The organism is Campylobacter sp. US50a (assembly GCF_004379015.1).
Classification (GTDB): Bacteria; Campylobacterota; Campylobacteria; order Campylobacterales; family Campylobacteraceae; genus Campylobacter_D; species Campylobacter_D jejuni.
In genome coordinates this window covers 127,042-142,557 of record NZ_RYYJ01000002.1, presented here as the reverse complement: position 1 = coordinate 142,557, position 15,516 = coordinate 127,042, and the positions used below count along the sequence as shown (strand labels likewise).

Below are 15,516 nucleotides of genomic sequence, written 5' to 3'. Positions count from 1 at the left end.
AATTTGATTATAGAGAGTAGTAAATGAAAATAAAAATTTCAGAAATTGCGAATTTACCTAGCAAATGGGGAAATTTCCAAATACAAAGTTTTAAAGAAAATGATAAAGAACATTTATGTATATTTAAAAATACTCCAAAAGACACACTCAATCTAAGAATTCATTCAGAGTGCTTAACAGGAGATGCTTTAGGAAGTTTAAAATGTGACTGCGGAGAACAGCTTGAATTTTCACTCAAATATATAGAAAAAAACGGCGGAATGGTGATTTATCTTAGACAAGAAGGAAGAGGTATAGGACTTTTTAACAAGGTTAATGCTTATGCTTTACAAGATAAAGGTTTTGATACGATTAAAGCAAATCATCAGCTTGGCTTTAAAGCCGATGAGAGAACTTATGAAATTGTAGAATTTATACTCAAATACTATGAAATTTCTAAGGTTAATTTACTTACAAATAACCCTGAAAAGCTAGATTCTATTAAAAAAAAAATCATCACACGCATACCGATTTTAATAGAACCTAATCGTTTTAATGCAGAGTATTTAAACATAAAACAAACTCAAATGGGACATCTTAAATAAATGATTTTTAAAGATTATGATTTTTTACAAAACTATGATTTAAAAAACTTTGAAGAAAAAATAAAAATTTATAAAGAATTATTATCTAAATTTAACCGCATTCACAATCTTACTCATTTAAAAAATATAGATGAAAATATCTTTGATAGTATTAAAATTTTAGATTTTTATGATTTTTCTAAAGCAAAAAATATTGCCGATATAGGAAGTGGCGCAGGATTTCCAGCTGTATTTTTAGCCTTTTTGCTGCAAAGCAATTTTCACCTTTTCGAACCCAATCCCAAAAAAGCTGCCTTTTTACGGACACTAAAAATAGAATGCGAAGTTTCAAATTTACATATTTACAAAGAAAAAGTTCAAGAATGTAAAAATACCTTTAAAGCCGATATCATCACTTCAAGAGCCTTAATGGATGTCAAGCCTTTGCTTGAAATTTGCAAAAATCTAAAAGATGAAAATACAATTTTTATTTTATGGAAAGGCAGTGAAATTTATCAAGAGCTTAAAAATATAAAAAATTATGAAATTTTTGAAAATAATTTAAGAAAATACTGTATTTTAAAGTAGCCCTAAGGCTACTTTTTATTCTGCTAAATCAGCATTAAAACTGATATCAACCAAAGGCCAAGAGATTCCACCATGTCCTGGAGCAGCATCACTTAATGCTTTTAATGCTTTAGAACCATTTTTAAAAGTATGCAAATCAAGCTGCCCTTTAGCTTCAAATTTATTATCTTTGATAGTATAAGTTAAAGGTACAATAGTACTTTTTTTATCCATGGTAATTTTTGCTGAAATAACGCCTTTGTTTTCACCTACAATCACATCTTGAAAAACAACTTTAATGTCTGCATTTCCCAATAAAGCAGGAAAAAACACTTTTGTGATATTATTAGTTATAACATCATTGCCTTCACCCATAAAAGCATTACTTGGCTTTATAGTAGCTTTAGCTCCTTTAAGATAACTTGCAAAATCCTTTGCATTTTTAGAAAATTTATATTCTACATTTTTAAATTCACCTTCTACTCCTACCATATCCTTAGTTTTATACCCTTCAAAAGATATTTTTAAACTATCTTCTTTAAAAGATACGGCACTTAAAGCAGAAGCCAACAAGCAAGAACTTAAAACACTTACAAGAATTTTTTTCATCTTTATTCCTTTTTTTAATAAATTTAATTAATGAGTTAAATTATATTCTTAGTTAGTTAATAAAATAAAATTTTCTAAAAAGTAATTTTTATTACCAAAGCATACCTTTAAAAGCTAAGGTTAAAAAATATCCTCCAAAAATCAAAACAAGGCCTAAAACAAAAGCCAAACCAAATACTCTAGAGCCACTCTTTAAAAATTTTTTAAAGTCAATTTGCAAACCTAAAGCTGCCATAGCAAAAACAATACATAAAGTACAAAGTGTTTTACCTAAAGAAATAATATCACTTGTAGCAATACCCAAAATATTTTCTTTACTTGCTAGATAAGTATTTAAAACTATCATACCCAAAAATGCAAAAGCAAAATAAGGGATAGTGATACTTTTTGCAGTTTTTCCACTGCTTGAATGCTGATTTTTAGCAAAAAAATAAGTCACTATAAGCAAAAAAGGCACAAGTAAAATCACTCTCATCATTTTTATAATCACTGCAACATTAGAAGCACCTTGCTCAAATCCTGCCATATCTTTTGCCATTTCAGCGGCACCTGCAACATTTGCCACTTCATGCAAAGTAGCCCCCATAAAAACCCCCATAGCATTTTGATCAAAAAAAGGAAAAAGATTTAAAGAAAAAGCTATAGGATACAAAAACATAAACACAAGTCCAAAAATCACCACCGTACCTACAGCTAAAATTCCCTTAAAAGGATCACTTTTTAAACTTGACTCTAACGCTAAAACTGCTGCCGCACCGCAAATCGCACTTCCGGCTCCAACAAGCATAGAAGTTTCTTTATCGAGTTTAAAAATTTTCATTCCTACAAATAAAGCAATAATAAAAACAAAAAATATCACTATAACAGAAAGCAAAAATCCTTTCAACCCTACACTTAAAAGCTCAGTTAAAGTGATATTAAAACCATATAAAACAATACCGAGTCTTAAAAGCTTTTTTGCACTAAAATGCACTCCAGCTTGAAAATGATGTTGGTATTTAAAAAACCAAGGAGAAAGCAATACTCCTATGATGATAGCAAAGGCAGTTGCTGCCAAATGAGTAGTATCTTTGATACTTTGAACACTAGAGAGATACATAGCAAAAATCACTATACAAGCAGTAAAAAGCAAACCCTTAAAATTTGAACGCACTATAGCCACGCTATGTGCTAAAAAACTTGTTTTCATTTATTTTCCTTTTTGTAAATTTTGTGTTATTATATTTTTTTTATTAAAATTATAAAAATATATTATTTTAATTTTTATAATAATTTTTTTTTATTAAATAAAGGAATCACTCATGAAAATCAAAGATATGGAAATATTTTTAGATCTTTTAAACACTCAAAGTCCAACTCATACAGCCAACAATTTTTCCATAACTCAACCCAATGTTTCAATAGTAATTAAAAATTTAGAAAATAAATTTGATGGCATTTTATTTGAAAGACTTGGAAAAAAACTCTTGCCTACACCAAAAGCTTTAGAACTAGGAAAAAATTGGTTAAAAATTATACAAGCCTACTACCAAAGCTTAGAAAAATTAAACGACGAAAGTATGCTCTTAGGGGAAATAAAAATAGCCTCAACTCAAAGCATTTCTGAACATTTTTTAGCTCCTATTTTATTTGATTTTAAAGCAGAATTTAAAAACATAGAAATTCGCTCTCAAACGCAGAATTCAAAAGAATGTTTAAATTTGCTAAAAAACGGAAATATAGAATTTGCAATCATTGAAGCAGAACTTGATCCAGCTTTAGTGGAGTATGAAAATTTAGAAATAAATTTTTGGCAAGATGATGAACTTATAGTAGCCACAAGTGATAAAAAACTCAATGAAAAAGAATTTTATATCGATGAACTTTTAGAACAAAAGTGGATTTTAAGAGAAGTAGGCTCAGGCTTAAGGGATAAATTTTTAAACGAAATTGGTGCAAGCTCAAAAAAACTTAATATTTTTCTTGAGCTTGATAGAATAGCTACGATTAAAGAACTTGTCTTACAAAAAAAAGCAATCTCTATTTTTTCCAAAAAAAGCATAGAAAAAGAATTAAAAAATTCAACACTCTATGAAATTAAATTAAAAAATATCAACCTAAAGCGTAAATTTTACACCTTAAAAAGAAAAAATTATAATTTTAACAGAGCTTTAGAAAAATTTGAAAAAATATTCAAATCATAAGCATAATAACCGATTTATATAAAAAGTTAAGCAATTTTTAGATAAAATCCAAAGCTTATATAAATTTCAAGGATAATCAATGAACGCCAAAACTCAAGAAGCCGAATTAGAAGAATTATTTCAAGAAAATGCAAAAGATTATATCACATATGAAAAATTGGTAAAATATCTTACAAAACAACCAAGTGCATCAACCGCTAAAAAAGTGCAAGCATTAATGAAAAAACACAAAGTGCAACTTTTTTCAGCAGCTGAAATTGCACAAATGAAAAACATAGAAGATGCTAAAAGACTTCAAGAAGAAAAACAAAAACTCCAAGATACAAGCCTTGAGAACGAATTTGATTTAGCCAATGAAAACGATTTATTAGAATGGAGCAGATCAGACTCTCCTGTTCGTATGTATTTAAGAGAAATGGGACAAATTGCTTTATTAAACAAAGATGAAGAAATTGAAATTTCTAAAAAAATAGAACTTGGTGAAGATATTATCATTGATGCTTTTTGTTCTGTACCTTATTTGATAGATTTTATTTTAGATTATAAAGAACCTTTAATAAACAGAGAAAGAAGAGTAAAAGAATTATTTAAAAGCTTTGACGATGAAGAAAAAAATGATGATAAACTTGATGAACTTGATATAGACGAAGATGAAGAAAACGAAACAGAATTAGAAACAGATGAAGAAAATACTAAAAAAAACAGCAAAAAAGAAGATGAAAGAACTTTAAAAGTTATAGAAAAATTTAAAGCTCTAGAAAAAGCTAAAAAAGATTGGCTAAAAACATCCAAAGACAAGGAAAGTGGAGATGAGCTTTTAGATAAATTAAGCATTGCATTCAAAAAAAATATTTTAAAAGAAAAATTAATGGATCTAGGCCCTACTTCAAAACTTATTAGTGAAATCGTAAAATCAATGGAAACTGCACTAAAAAGTGATGAAGAATTTGACAAAGAACTTAAGCGTTTAGAATACCGCTTACCTATGTTTTCTGATGAACTTAAAAAACGCCATGCAGATATTTTAAAAGATATTACAAAATTGAGCAAAGAAGAAATCACAGAGCGAGCTTTAGAAACAACCATGGTAAGCACTTATATGGAAATTAAAAAACTATTTCAAACTAAAGAAGCCAGTGAAAAAAGCTTTGATCTTGAAAAATCACGTTTAAAAGAAATTTTAGAGCAAATTAAACGTGGTAAAAAAATCTCTGATGAAGCAAAAGGAAGAATGGCAAAATCAAACTTGCGTCTTGTTGTAAGCATAGCTAAACGCTACACAAATCGTGGTCTACCTTTCTTAGATCTTATTCAAGAAGGGAATATAGGCTTGATGAAAGCTGTGGATAAGTTTGAATACAAAAGGGGTTATAAATTTTCCACTTATGCAACCTGGTGGATCAGGCAAGCTATTTCAAGGGCTATAGCTGATCAAGCAAGAACCATAAGAATTCCAATCCACATGATAGAAACCATCAATCAAATTAACAAAATTATCCGCGAACATCTACAAAAAGATGGAAAAGAACCTGATGTCAGCGTTATAGCTAAAGAAGTAGGTTTAAGCGTAGATAAGGTTAAACAAGTTATTAAAATTACAAAAGAACCAATTTCTCTTGAAGCTCCAATAGGAAATGAAGATGATGGTAAATTTGGAGATTTTGTTGAAGATAGAAATTCACTTTCTCCAATGGATCATATCTTAAAGGATGATTTAAAAGAACAAATTGATGAAGTTTTAGACCAATTAAACGATAGGGAAAAAGCGGTAATTCGAATGCGCTTTGGCTTAATGGATGATGAAAGCGATAGAACCTTAGAAGAAATTGGGAAAGAGCTTAATGTCACTCGAGAAAGAGTGAGACAAATAGAAAGCTCAGCTATAAAAAAACTCAAACACCCTAAAGTAGGAAGAAAACTAAAAAATTATATAGAAGGTTGGAAGTAAGAGTCAATCTCTCACTAAAAACCTAAATCTTTTTCTTCTTTTAACTTGCGTACATGTTCAAAAAAAACTAATTTTCCGCTATGTTTTTTTAAATTTTTAAATTCCTTAATATCAAATTCTAAACACAAGATAGAAGAAGTTGGAAAAGAAGCTAAACACAGCGAGCTTAACAACTCTCCAAGCTCCATTAAACCAGGATTATGGCCCACTAAAAACACTTCATTAAACTCATCATCAATATCTTGCAAAATTTTTAGCAAATTCTCAACATTGCAAAGATACAATCTTTCATCAAAACAAATTTTATTTTTATCAAAATTATAAAATTTGGCTATTTTTTTCGCTGTTTTAGCGGTTCTAACAGCAGGACTTGATAACACTAAATCAGGATGAATTTCATGCAAGGCAAGATTCTTAAAAAGTTTTTTTAAATCTTCCTTTCCACTCTTAGTAAGCTTTCTTTCAAAATCATCGATATCTCCTCTCTTACTTGCTTTTGCATGTCTTATAATATAAATTTTTTTCATTTTACCTCTTTTATTTTAGCTAAAATATAACCACATATAAACCCGAAAATATGACCATACCAAGCAACATTTACCCCCATAAGTAATGGCGCAAAACTCATAAGTAAAATTGCCACTATAAGTCCTTTTGTGCTATTTTTATCAAGAACAGCATAAAAACCCATTAAAACACAAATTGCACCACTAGCACCTATGACATTTATATTTTCTCCAAAATATTTAAAATCAAAATACACATAAAAAACACTTAAAAGTGAACATAACAACCCGCCAATAAAATAAATAAAAATAAAACGCAAAGCACCCAAATAAGTTTCTAATATACGCCCAAATTGAAATAAAACTATCATATTTAATATAAGATGAGTTAAATTTCCATGTAAAAACATTGAACTTAAAAGTTGCCAATAAGCTCCATTAAAAAATAAAATATTCAAACCAAGGATATTGCAATAATCATAAGAAATCAAAAAATAACATAAAACATTTAAAAAAATTAAAAAAATTGTAAGCAAAGTATTAAACCTTTATTTTTTATAATATTGTCTTAAAATTCACATAAAATTCACATAAAATTCTTTACAATTTTACTAAAAAATAATTAGGAAAAATATTGAAAATTAAATTTTTAAGTATTATTACTATTTTAAGTTTATCTTTAAACGCTGATATAATAATTTCTGCTGATAATTTGCCAAGTGTTTCTAAAGAATTTTTACAACATAATTTCAAAGCACCTATAGGGATCGTGCAAAAAGACAAAAATTCCTATGAAGTCTATCTTAGCGATGGGACAGAACTTGAATTTGACATAGATGGAGCTTGGAAAGAAATTGAAAATAAAGCCTTTCCTTTTGAACTAGATTTTTTACCTCAAAATTTAGCTAATATCATTAAAAACGAATTTCCAAATACAAAAGCTAGAGAAATCGAAAGAAAAATCAACCATTACAAGATTAAATTTGATAACGATGTAAAAATTCTTATAGATTTTAATGGAACTATCTTGCACAAAGAAATTGATGATTAAAATATAATCAAATCTGCATTATATTTTTAACATCATCATGTTCTATCTTTTCTTTTTCAAGCAAAAGCTCTGATAATTTTAAAATTTTATCCTTCATAGAATTTAAAAATTCATCCATTTCTTTTTTTTGTTCATTTAAATTTGACTCTTCTAACATATCAAAACTCAACATATAATCAAGCAATTCTTTAATCTTTAAAAAATCATCTTGCGAGTTGGTATAACTTTCATTGTAAATTAATTTCATAGCTCTAGAACCAGCCAAATAAACTTTTATACGATTGATAAGCTCTGATTTTGATCTTATATTATGCTCATATTCTTTAAAACGATCTTCAATGAGAGTTATTTTATCAAATCCTATGTCAAAATAATATGCACTCAAAGCTTTTGCAGCTTGATAAGTGGCTTGAATTTTTTTCTCTTCATCATTAAAACTTAAAATCTTTTTCTTGCCTAAAAGAACTTTATTTAATACAGCATAAAAATCACTTTCCTCAACTAAAGCACTATTTCTTCTTAAAGCATTAATTGCCGCTTCATTGACCAAAGTTTCAAGTCCTGCTCCACTAAAACCTACGCTTGCTTTGGCGATTTTATTTAAATTGATATTATTATTTTTATCCTTCATATAAATTTCTAAAATTTTAAGTCTATCCTTAAAATCAGGTAAAGATAAAAAAATTCTCCTATCAAAACGCCCTGAACGCAATAAAGCAGAATCCATAAGTTCGATTTTATTTGTTGCAGCTATAACTATAACCCCGCTATTGTCCTCAAAACCATCCATTTGGGTTAAAAGTTGATTTAAAGTACTATCTCTTTCAACATTTGACATTTCTCCTCTTGCTTTACCTACAGCATCTATTTCATCGATAAAAACTATACTAGGAGCCATCATTTTAGCTTTTGAAAAAAGCTCTCTAACTCTTTTTGCACCCATACCTACATAAATTTCAACAAAACTTGAACCACTTTGATAAAAAAATGGCACCCCTGCTTCTCCTGCAACTGCTTTTGCTATCAATGTTTTTCCTACACCTGGTGGGCCTACCATTAAAACACCTTTTGGCATTTTTACACCAAATTCTTTATATTTTTTAGGATTTTGTAAAAAATCTACAAGCTCGCTTAGTTCCATTTTAACTTCATCAACACCTGCTACATCATTAAAAGTAATATTTGAAATCACAGGTTTTATATGAGAACTTTCTAAATTAATATTTGAATTTTGAGCTTGAATGTGATTCTTATTTGATATAGGATATTTAGCCAATTCTTTTTTACGGGCAAAATAACCAAGACTTATAAAAAGTGCGATAATAAAAACAAGTAAAATAAAAAACACCCAAAGCGTGTTATCTTTTTTAACCTCTATAGGAACTTTTGCTAAAAGTGTTTTTATATCTATGCCATCTTTTATAATTACGTAATTTTCACCTTCTGCCTTAAGCCAAATTTCGTCTTTATCAATCACAGCTTTTTGGATTAAATTTTGGCTTAATAGACTTTGATAAAGATTTTCATCTATATATTTAGGTTCATTTTTAAAATATAAAATTCCCAAAAGCATACATAAAACCATAAAAGATGCTAAAATTATCTTTTTATTTTTCATTATCTAGCCTTTTAAAATTGCAAAGTTAGACTTTTCTTGCACTTCATATTCAGATATAACAATCCATTCTTTAGCTATATCTTTATCACTTTTAATTTTGATCTTGTTAAAAAACTGATCATAACCCTCAAAAAAACCATCTTTTTGATTTTCTATCAAAACTTCAAGTGAAACTTGATTTTTTTTCCTAAATTCATAATTATTTTTTTCTACTATGGATTTTAAAGTGTTTAGCCTTTCTTTAGCTAAAGTTCCATTTATCACATCCTTCATGGTAGCAGAATGCGTGTTGTTTCTAGGACTAAAAATAAAAGCATGAATATGAGTGAGTGGAAATTCTTTAAATTTTTTCAAAGCTTCTTGCCATAGCTCTTCACTCTCACCTGGATGAGCTACTATAAAATCCGTCCCTAAAGCATATCCTTTGCTTGCTATAGTATTAAAAAGCTTTAAATCATTATCCGTATGCGATCTTCTTCGCATTATACGAAGCATTTTTTCACTTGTATGCTGCAATGCAATATGTAAATGCCTTTCAAGCCAAGTTTCATCTAAAATTTCTAAAAAACTCTCATCAATTTGTGCGGGTTCTAAACTACCTAACCTTATGCGTTTTATACCTGAAATTTGTCCCATTTTCCGCAAAAGCTTGCCTAAACTTGTGCCATTTTTAAGCCCATATGAACCTATATTAGTCCCTGTTAAAACAATTTCACTATAACCATTAGCTCCCAAAATTTCAACCTGTTTTAAAAGAGCTTTTTCATCCACACTTCTTGATTTTCCCCTCACGCTAGGGATAATACAATAAGAACAAGCAAAATCACAACCTTCTTGAATTTTCACAAAAGCTTTGGTATGATTTTCATATTCACAAACTATATCTTTATCAATAAAATTTAAATTTCCAAGTTCATAAAAACTTGTCTTTGCTCCTAAAAATTCATTGATTTTATCTTTATTTGACGCTCCAAGCACTCCAAAAACTTGCTTTTTATCTAAAAGCTCCTTACCTTTGCTTACAGCACCACAACCTGTAAGTATAACTTTAATGCCTTTTTTTTGCATGGTATTTACATAAGACTTTATCCCGCTATCAGCTCCATTTGTAACCGTGCAAGAATTTACAACGATAATTTGTGCTTTATTCTCATCATTTATAATCTCATAATCTTTTACATAACTTTTTAAAAGCTCTGTATCATAAATATTTGTGCGACACCCAAAGGTTTTAAAAAAAACTTTTTCTTTCAATCTTTATTCCTTGTATGAAAATGCATATTTTCATGATGTTGTTCAAAATGATTTTGATTTAAATTTCCCAAATATAAATTTTGCGATGGATAAGCAATTTTTATATCTTTATGCTTATTAAATTCTTTTATAATCTCTTTGCTAATCGTACTTCTTAATACCAAAGCCGCATAAGCATTAGTCATATACCATGCAGAAATTCGCATTCCCCAATGTTCAAAAAACATAAAAAACCTTGGCTCCACTTTAGGATTTTTAATACTATATTCATGTTGCAAACGAGCTATATTTTTTCTAGCAAGCTCAGTATAACCTTTGGCATGGCGTGTAACAATATTTTCCACAATTTCTTGCGCCTTATCAAGATTACTATCAAAAGTAACACTTATATCAATGCCATCAAGCACGGTTTTCATACCATGATGAGTATAATTAGCAAGCAAATTTGTAAAAACATAGTTATTAGGAATAAATATAATACGCCCACTACGACGATTTTTACTATAAGTTTCAAGCGTAAGCTCTTCATAAAGAGTAATGCGTAAAAAAGAAATATCTATAATATCTCCAATATAGGTAGTATCATTTTGAAAAACTTTTACACGATCCCCTACTCTAAAACTTCCACCAAAAATAATCACACACCATCCAAGCATAGACATAAACATATCTTTCATAGCAATAGCTAAGCCTGCAGAAGCAAAACCAAGTATAGTTACAAGATAAGTAATATTTTCTATATAAGCAAAGAGCAAAATAAGAAAAATAATATTTATATTAATAAAATTAATAATCTTCGTAGCGGTATAATATCTTTCACTATCTTTAATATATTTTTTAGCAATAAATTTCAACATAAAAGCTATAGCTATAACAATAACAATAGCAACAAGTATATTTACAGCCCTTAAGCTTTGAATTTTAATCTCAGCACTTACTCGAGAAAGCTCTTCATCAATTTTTTTCTCATAAACAGAATAAGAAACACTAGCAAAATTTAAAGCTTGCTCAAATTCTTCTAATTTTTTATCCGAAGCTTTTAAAGCTTCTATATTCTCAACACTTGGTTTAAGCTCAACCAATTCTTTAAGTTCTGAGTTTTTTTCTCTAATTTTATCTACTAAATTTTTAAAATCATTAAATTTAAATATATATTCTTCCTTTTCTCCTTTTAATTTCTTAATATGAGAAAAAGCTCCTATAATAGCCAAAGGATTAGTAAGCTTAGATAAAGTTTCTATATTATCAGGGGCGCTAAGACTTTGTGCAAAATTTAAATCTTTGTATTCTTTAAGCAAGCTCAATTGCTCTTCTAAATTTGCTATCTTGCGTTTAAGTTCTTCTTGTTGGTGAATATCAGAAGTCTTTTTTAAATTAAGATTTAAAATGATTAATTCATCATTTATATCTTGATATTTTATAAAATTTTCATAACGTATATTCCAAATACTAGCACTGATTACAGTATTTAAAGTATTAATTTTCTCATTTATATTATTAATAATAGTCCGATTTACATCACCAAAAGCAAAAACAACAAAAAAGGTTAAAATAATAATTTTTTTCATTGGAATTCTCTTAAAGTTGCAATTATATCTTCTTTAGAAATATCACCTTTTATCAAACCCTTACCCAAAGGACTAGCAAGGACAAAATTGATTTTTTTATTAGAGCTTTTTTTATCCATGAAAAAAGCTTCATAAAATTCATCTACATTGTTGATTTTATATGATATTGGCAAACTGAATTTAAGTAAAATATCTTTTATTTTTTGACTTTGCATTTTATCCAAAAGCCCTAAATTTAAAGCCAATTGATTTGCCATAACCATACCTATAGCCACCGCTTCTCCGTGTAAATAAAGCTTATAATCTGTAAAATTTTCTATAACATGAGCAAAAGTATGACCATAATTTAAAAGCATTCTAAGCCCTGATTCTTTTTCATCTTGTTCAACAACCCTTGATTTAAGTTCTATGCTTCTTGCTATAATTTGAGTAAAAATTTCATTCTCACAAGTAGCATTTAAGAAACTTTTTTCATCAATTTTTTCTATAAAATCAAGTATACTATCATCAAACATTGTTGCCATTTTAATAAATTCAGCCATGCCTGCAGCAAGTTCTCTAGAACTCAAAGTCTTTAAAAAAGAACTCTCGCAATATACAGCTTTAGGTTGATAAAAAGTGCCAATAAGATTTTTACCAAAATTATTATTAACACCTGTTTTTCCACCTACTGCTGCATCAACGCAAGCTAAAAGTGTAGTAGGAATATTTATAAAATCAATACCTCTTTGATAAATACTAGCAGCAAATCCGCCCATATCACTAATCACGCCACCACCAAAACTTATAAGCACGCTTTTTCTATCCAATTTAGAATTAAACATTTGGTTTAAAATTTCTTCTATGGTGCTTAAATTTTTATATTCTTCACCATCTTTTACAGTAGCAATAAAAATTTCTTTTGCCTTAATTTTAGAAAGTAATGTTTTCAAATGAAGACCTGAAATCTTAGGATTTGAAAGTATAAAAACCTTAGTATCAAATTCTAATTCTTCAAGTTCATCAATATAAACCTTATAAGCATTTTCTTTTAACTTAACTTCTACTTGCATTGAACTACTCTTTTTGCGTTTATTCTATCACATTTAATTAATTATTTATTCTACTGGTATAAAAAGTTGGTAATTTTGTCTCATTTTATAATAATGCCTATTTAAATTTGTACTTAAATTTCTGCCAAAATCTCTATTTAGTAATTCTTTTTGAAAACTCACAAATTGTAACAAATCTTCGCGATATTGCAAATTTAAAAGAGGGTTTTCATCATTTTTATTAATAATTTGTATATTTTTATCATAAAGCTTAGATAAACTTCTAAAATACTCCTCCATATCTGTAGTATTTTGAGAATTTGGATTATAATAATATAAAATAACTCCAAAATCAAGCTGTTTACTTAAATCAGTAATGACATTTGCATTGTTTTCAAGTTCACTCTCATCGGCACTTAAAATAATCGCTTCTTTAAGCTCATCAAAAGAAGCTTCACCCACCTTCATAATAGGAATTTTTAAATCAAAAAAAGCTTGTTTTTCTTTCTCAAAATTTTTTATATCGGTTACAACTAATCCTATATCATTATTTTGCAACCATGTGGAAATTTGTTTAAAATCCGTGTTGAAATAATCAAAAAACACACCTTCTTTATCCTCAGAAAGTTTTTTTAATTTTTCATACATTACCCCTAATTTAGGATTGATAACATGTATAAAAAATCTTTTTGCATTGCTTTTTTGAATTAATTTTAAAGTAGTATCAAGCACTCTTTCTTGCATATTTTGATTCATATTTTTCATATCAATTAAAGCAAAAACATTACTTCCAAAAGGCATAGGAAATTGCCCTGCTTTGCCTCTTATATTATGAAAAATACTTTGTAAAACAACAGGATCTCCAACGATCAAAATGCTATCATTTGGCTCTAAAACAAAAGATGGTTTTACAAAATAAATCTTAGAATTTCTATAAACAAGGACTATACGCCACCTTTTTTGTTGTATTGAACTTATGTGCCTATAAGCAAAAATAGACCCTGCTGGAATTTTTACTTCCATAATCTCTCCAACCCCAAGTCCTATATACTGAGCTGTTAAAGCAATATCTGGTAAAAAATCCATAAATCTACGGCTTAAAGTCATTCTAGCATCAGCTAAATTTACATGAGTATCATTAACACTTAACCCCCAAAAATCCATTATTTCTATTTCTAAATTTGGATTTAAAGAACGCAAAGCCTCATAACTTTTTTTAGTTTCAAATTCATCTTGCATATAAATAAAAGCCTGTTTAAAATCTTTACTCATAATATTTTCAAGACGCGCTGTGCTTGTAGGATCAAAATAATGCAAGTCAATATACTCACTAGAAATATTTAAGTTATTTTTTTCACTATTTTGACACACTACTGTAAAAAAGTAACCTAAGCCTTTTTCAAAACAAAGCCTTTCTAAGAAATGCTTTGCTAAAATACCGTCTATTATAATTAAAATATTATTCATTTTAAACTCCAAAAAGGAAATTATAACAAATGGAATTTAAATTAAAGCATAAAGATGGAATGGCAAGGGTTTGTGAAATCACTACCGCGCACAGCACTTTTTTAACCCCTGTTTTTATGCCTGTTGGCACAGTAGGAGCGGTTAAAAGTCTTGATGCTAATGATATAAAAAACGAGCTTGATGCAAAAATTATTTTAGCAAATACCTACCACATGTACTTGCGTCCAACTTCCAAAGTGGTAAAAGATTTTGGAGGTTTGCATGGTTTTACGAAATTTGATAGAAGTTTTTTAACCGATAGTGGTGGTTTTCAAGCTTTTTCTTTAAGTAAAAATTCCAAACATTTTAATGAAGGCATAGAATTTAAAAGTCACATCGATGGGAGTCGTCATCTTTTTACTCCAAAAAGTGTTTTAGATACTCAATATGATTTTAACTCTGATATTATGATGATTTTAGATGATTTAGTAGCTCTACCCGCAACCAAAGAAAGGGTTAAAATTTCTGTTGATCGTACTATATTTTGGGCAAAAGAGGCTATTGCTTATCATAAAAGTATGCAAAATAAAGGTATAGGTATAGGGCAAAATATTTTTGGTATTATCCAAGGTGGTACAAATTATGAAGAAAGAAAGCGTTGTGCTTTAAGTTTAAACGAAATGCCATTTGATGGTTTAGCTATAGGTGGGCTTAGCGTGGGCGAAGAAAACGCCTTGATGTATGAAACAGTACAAAACTTAAACCCTTATCTAGATGAAAATCGTCCAAGATATTTAATGGGTGTAGGAACGCCTGAAGATTTGGTGGAAAATGTTGAGCGAGGAGTAGATATGTTTGACTGTGTGATGCCAACTAGAAATGCAAGAAATGGAACATTTTTCACAAGTTTTGGAAAATTTAATATCAAAAAAGCAGAATTTATCAACGATCATGAAGCCATAGATCCTACTTGCTCATGTTATACTTGTCGTAATTTTTCAAGGGGTTATTTAAACCATCTTTTTAAAGCTAAAGAACTTACTTTTTTTCGTTTGGCAAGTTTACACAATCTACATTATTATCTTGAACTTGCAAGAAAGATGCGTGAGGCAATTTTAAACAATTCTTTTACGCAATTTAAAAGAAATTTTTATCACTTAAGAGGCAAATAA

At 28.7% G+C, this 15,516-nt stretch carries 15 protein-coding genes; 6 read left to right on the top strand and 9 right to left on the bottom strand.

What is annotated here, in order from left to right; all coding sequences use genetic code 11:
* Positions 1–23 precede the first annotated feature (23 nt).
* Positions 24–584: a GTP cyclohydrolase II gene (gene ribA / locus ELQ11_RS02040; RefSeq protein WP_052949365.1), complete on the top strand. Its 561-nt coding sequence runs from the start codon at positions 24–26 to the stop codon at positions 582–584.
* The gene (gene rsmG, locus ELQ11_RS02035; protein ID WP_052949364.1) at positions 585–1,151 is read left to right on the top strand and encodes a 16S rRNA (guanine(527)-N(7))-methyltransferase RsmG; all 567 of its coding nucleotides are present in this window, start codon (positions 585–587) and stop codon (positions 1,149–1,151) included.
* 15 nt (positions 1,152–1,166) lie between these two features.
* Here rsmG and ELQ11_RS02030 read toward each other — a convergent pair whose 3' ends face one another.
* A complete protein-coding gene (locus ELQ11_RS02030; RefSeq protein ID WP_126211335.1) occupies positions 1,167–1,739 on the bottom strand; it encodes a hypothetical protein in 573 nt (190 codons plus the stop codon).
* Between the two features lie 91 nt (positions 1,740–1,830).
* Positions 1,831–2,928 (bottom strand): YeiH family protein, encoded by a 1,098-nt coding sequence (locus ELQ11_RS02025; protein ID WP_126211336.1) that lies wholly within the window; start codon positions 2,926–2,928, stop codon positions 1,831–1,833.
* Between the two features lie 112 nt (positions 2,929–3,040).
* On the opposite strand from ELQ11_RS02025, the gene ELQ11_RS02020 reads away from it, so the two are divergent.
* Complete coding sequence (locus ELQ11_RS02020; protein ID WP_126219422.1) at positions 3,041–3,922, top strand: LysR family transcriptional regulator; 882 nt, start codon at positions 3,041–3,043, stop codon at positions 3,920–3,922.
* A gap of 79 nt (positions 3,923–4,001) precedes the next feature.
* Complete coding sequence (gene rpoD, locus ELQ11_RS02015) at positions 4,002–5,870, top strand: RNA polymerase sigma factor RpoD (RefSeq protein ID WP_070252677.1); 1,869 nt, start codon at positions 4,002–4,004, stop codon at positions 5,868–5,870.
* Positions 5,871–5,884: 14 nt separating this feature from the next.
* Here the strand turns inward: rpoD and ELQ11_RS02010 are convergent, their stop codons facing one another.
* The gene (locus tag ELQ11_RS02010; RefSeq protein ID WP_002861738.1) at positions 5,885–6,397 is read right to left on the bottom strand and encodes a histidine phosphatase family protein; all 513 of its coding nucleotides are present in this window, start codon (positions 6,395–6,397) and stop codon (positions 5,885–5,887) included.
* On the bottom strand, positions 6,394–6,912 hold the full coding sequence (locus ELQ11_RS02005) for a rhomboid family intramembrane serine protease (protein ID WP_052949359.1): 519 nt from the start codon (positions 6,910–6,912) through the stop codon (positions 6,394–6,396). The genes ELQ11_RS02010 and ELQ11_RS02005 overlap by 4 nt, the downstream gene beginning before the upstream one ends.
* A gap of 98 nt (positions 6,913–7,010) precedes the next feature.
* Between ELQ11_RS02005 and ELQ11_RS02000 the strand changes: the two genes are divergently transcribed.
* Positions 7,011–7,427, top strand: coding sequence for a PepSY-like domain-containing protein (locus ELQ11_RS02000; RefSeq protein WP_004305692.1), 417 nt, complete (start codon positions 7,011–7,013; stop codon positions 7,425–7,427).
* Positions 7,428–7,434: 7 nt separating this feature from the next.
* Here ELQ11_RS02000 and ELQ11_RS01995 read toward each other — a convergent pair whose 3' ends face one another.
* From ELQ11_RS01995 to ELQ11_RS01975, 5 genes are read right to left on the bottom strand one after another with little or no spacing between them, the layout of a single operon-like run.
* The gene (locus tag ELQ11_RS01995; protein WP_126222971.1) at positions 7,435–9,045 is read right to left on the bottom strand and encodes an ATP-dependent metallopeptidase FtsH/Yme1/Tma family protein; all 1,611 of its coding nucleotides are present in this window, start codon (positions 9,043–9,045) and stop codon (positions 7,435–7,437) included.
* A 3-nt stretch (positions 9,046–9,048) separates the two neighbouring features.
* A complete protein-coding gene (mtaB, locus tag ELQ11_RS01990) occupies positions 9,049–10,299 on the bottom strand; it encodes a tRNA (N(6)-L-threonylcarbamoyladenosine(37)-C(2))-methylthiotransferase MtaB (RefSeq protein WP_002861742.1) in 1,251 nt (416 codons plus the stop codon).
* Positions 10,296–11,867 (bottom strand): mechanosensitive ion channel domain-containing protein, encoded by a 1,572-nt coding sequence (locus tag ELQ11_RS01985; protein WP_052949357.1) that lies wholly within the window; start codon positions 11,865–11,867, stop codon positions 10,296–10,298. The genes mtaB and ELQ11_RS01985 overlap by 4 nt, the downstream gene beginning before the upstream one ends.
* Positions 11,864–12,919, bottom strand: a complete 1,056-nt coding sequence (gene aroB / locus ELQ11_RS01980; protein WP_052857660.1) for a 3-dehydroquinate synthase — start codon at positions 12,917–12,919, stop codon at positions 11,864–11,866. The genes ELQ11_RS01985 and aroB overlap by 4 nt, the downstream gene beginning before the upstream one ends.
* A gap of 45 nt (positions 12,920–12,964) precedes the next feature.
* Positions 12,965–14,365 (bottom strand): COG3400 family protein, encoded by a 1,401-nt coding sequence (locus ELQ11_RS01975; RefSeq protein ID WP_052949356.1) that lies wholly within the window; start codon positions 14,363–14,365, stop codon positions 12,965–12,967.
* Positions 14,366–14,394: 29 nt separating this feature from the next.
* Between ELQ11_RS01975 and tgt the strand changes: the two genes are divergently transcribed.
* Positions 14,395–15,516 (top strand): tRNA guanosine(34) transglycosylase Tgt, encoded by a 1,122-nt coding sequence (gene tgt, locus ELQ11_RS01970; protein WP_002861746.1) that lies wholly within the window; start codon positions 14,395–14,397, stop codon positions 15,514–15,516.

What these genes read in the sequence shown, in the direction of transcription:
- ribA (WP_052949365.1), top strand. Translation starts at nt 24, where the DNA reads ATGAAAATAAAAATTTCAGAAATTGCGAATTTACCTAGCAAATGGGGA.
- rsmG (WP_052949364.1), top strand. Translation starts at nt 585, where the DNA reads ATGATTTTTAAAGATTATGATTTTTTACAAAACTATGATTTAAAAAAC.
- ELQ11_RS02030 (WP_126211335.1), bottom strand. Translation starts at nt 1,739, where the DNA reads ATGAAAAAAATTCTTGTAAGTGTTTTAAGTTCTTGCTTGTTGGCTTCT.
- ELQ11_RS02025 (WP_126211336.1), bottom strand. Translation starts at nt 2,928, where the DNA reads ATGAAAACAAGTTTTTTAGCACATAGCGTGGCTATAGTGCGTTCAAAT.
- ELQ11_RS02020 (WP_126219422.1), top strand. Translation starts at nt 3,041, where the DNA reads ATGAAAATCAAAGATATGGAAATATTTTTAGATCTTTTAAACACTCAA.
- rpoD (WP_070252677.1), top strand. Translation starts at nt 4,002, where the DNA reads ATGAACGCCAAAACTCAAGAAGCCGAATTAGAAGAATTATTTCAAGAA.
- ELQ11_RS02010 (WP_002861738.1), bottom strand. Translation starts at nt 6,397, where the DNA reads ATGAAAAAAATTTATATTATAAGACATGCAAAAGCAAGTAAGAGAGGA.
- ELQ11_RS01995 (WP_126222971.1), bottom strand. Translation starts at nt 9,045, where the DNA reads ATGAAAAATAAAAAGATAATTTTAGCATCTTTTATGGTTTTATGTATG.
- ELQ11_RS01985 (WP_052949357.1), bottom strand. Translation starts at nt 11,867, where the DNA reads ATGAAAAAAATTATTATTTTAACCTTTTTTGTTGTTTTTGCTTTTGGT.
- aroB (WP_052857660.1), bottom strand. Translation starts at nt 12,919, where the DNA reads ATGCAAGTAGAAGTTAAGTTAAAAGAAAATGCTTATAAGGTTTATATT.
- ELQ11_RS01975 (WP_052949356.1), bottom strand. Translation starts at nt 14,365, where the DNA reads ATGAATAATATTTTAATTATAATAGACGGTATTTTAGCAAAGCATTTC.
- tgt (WP_002861746.1), top strand. Translation starts at nt 14,395, where the DNA reads ATGGAATTTAAATTAAAGCATAAAGATGGAATGGCAAGGGTTTGTGAA.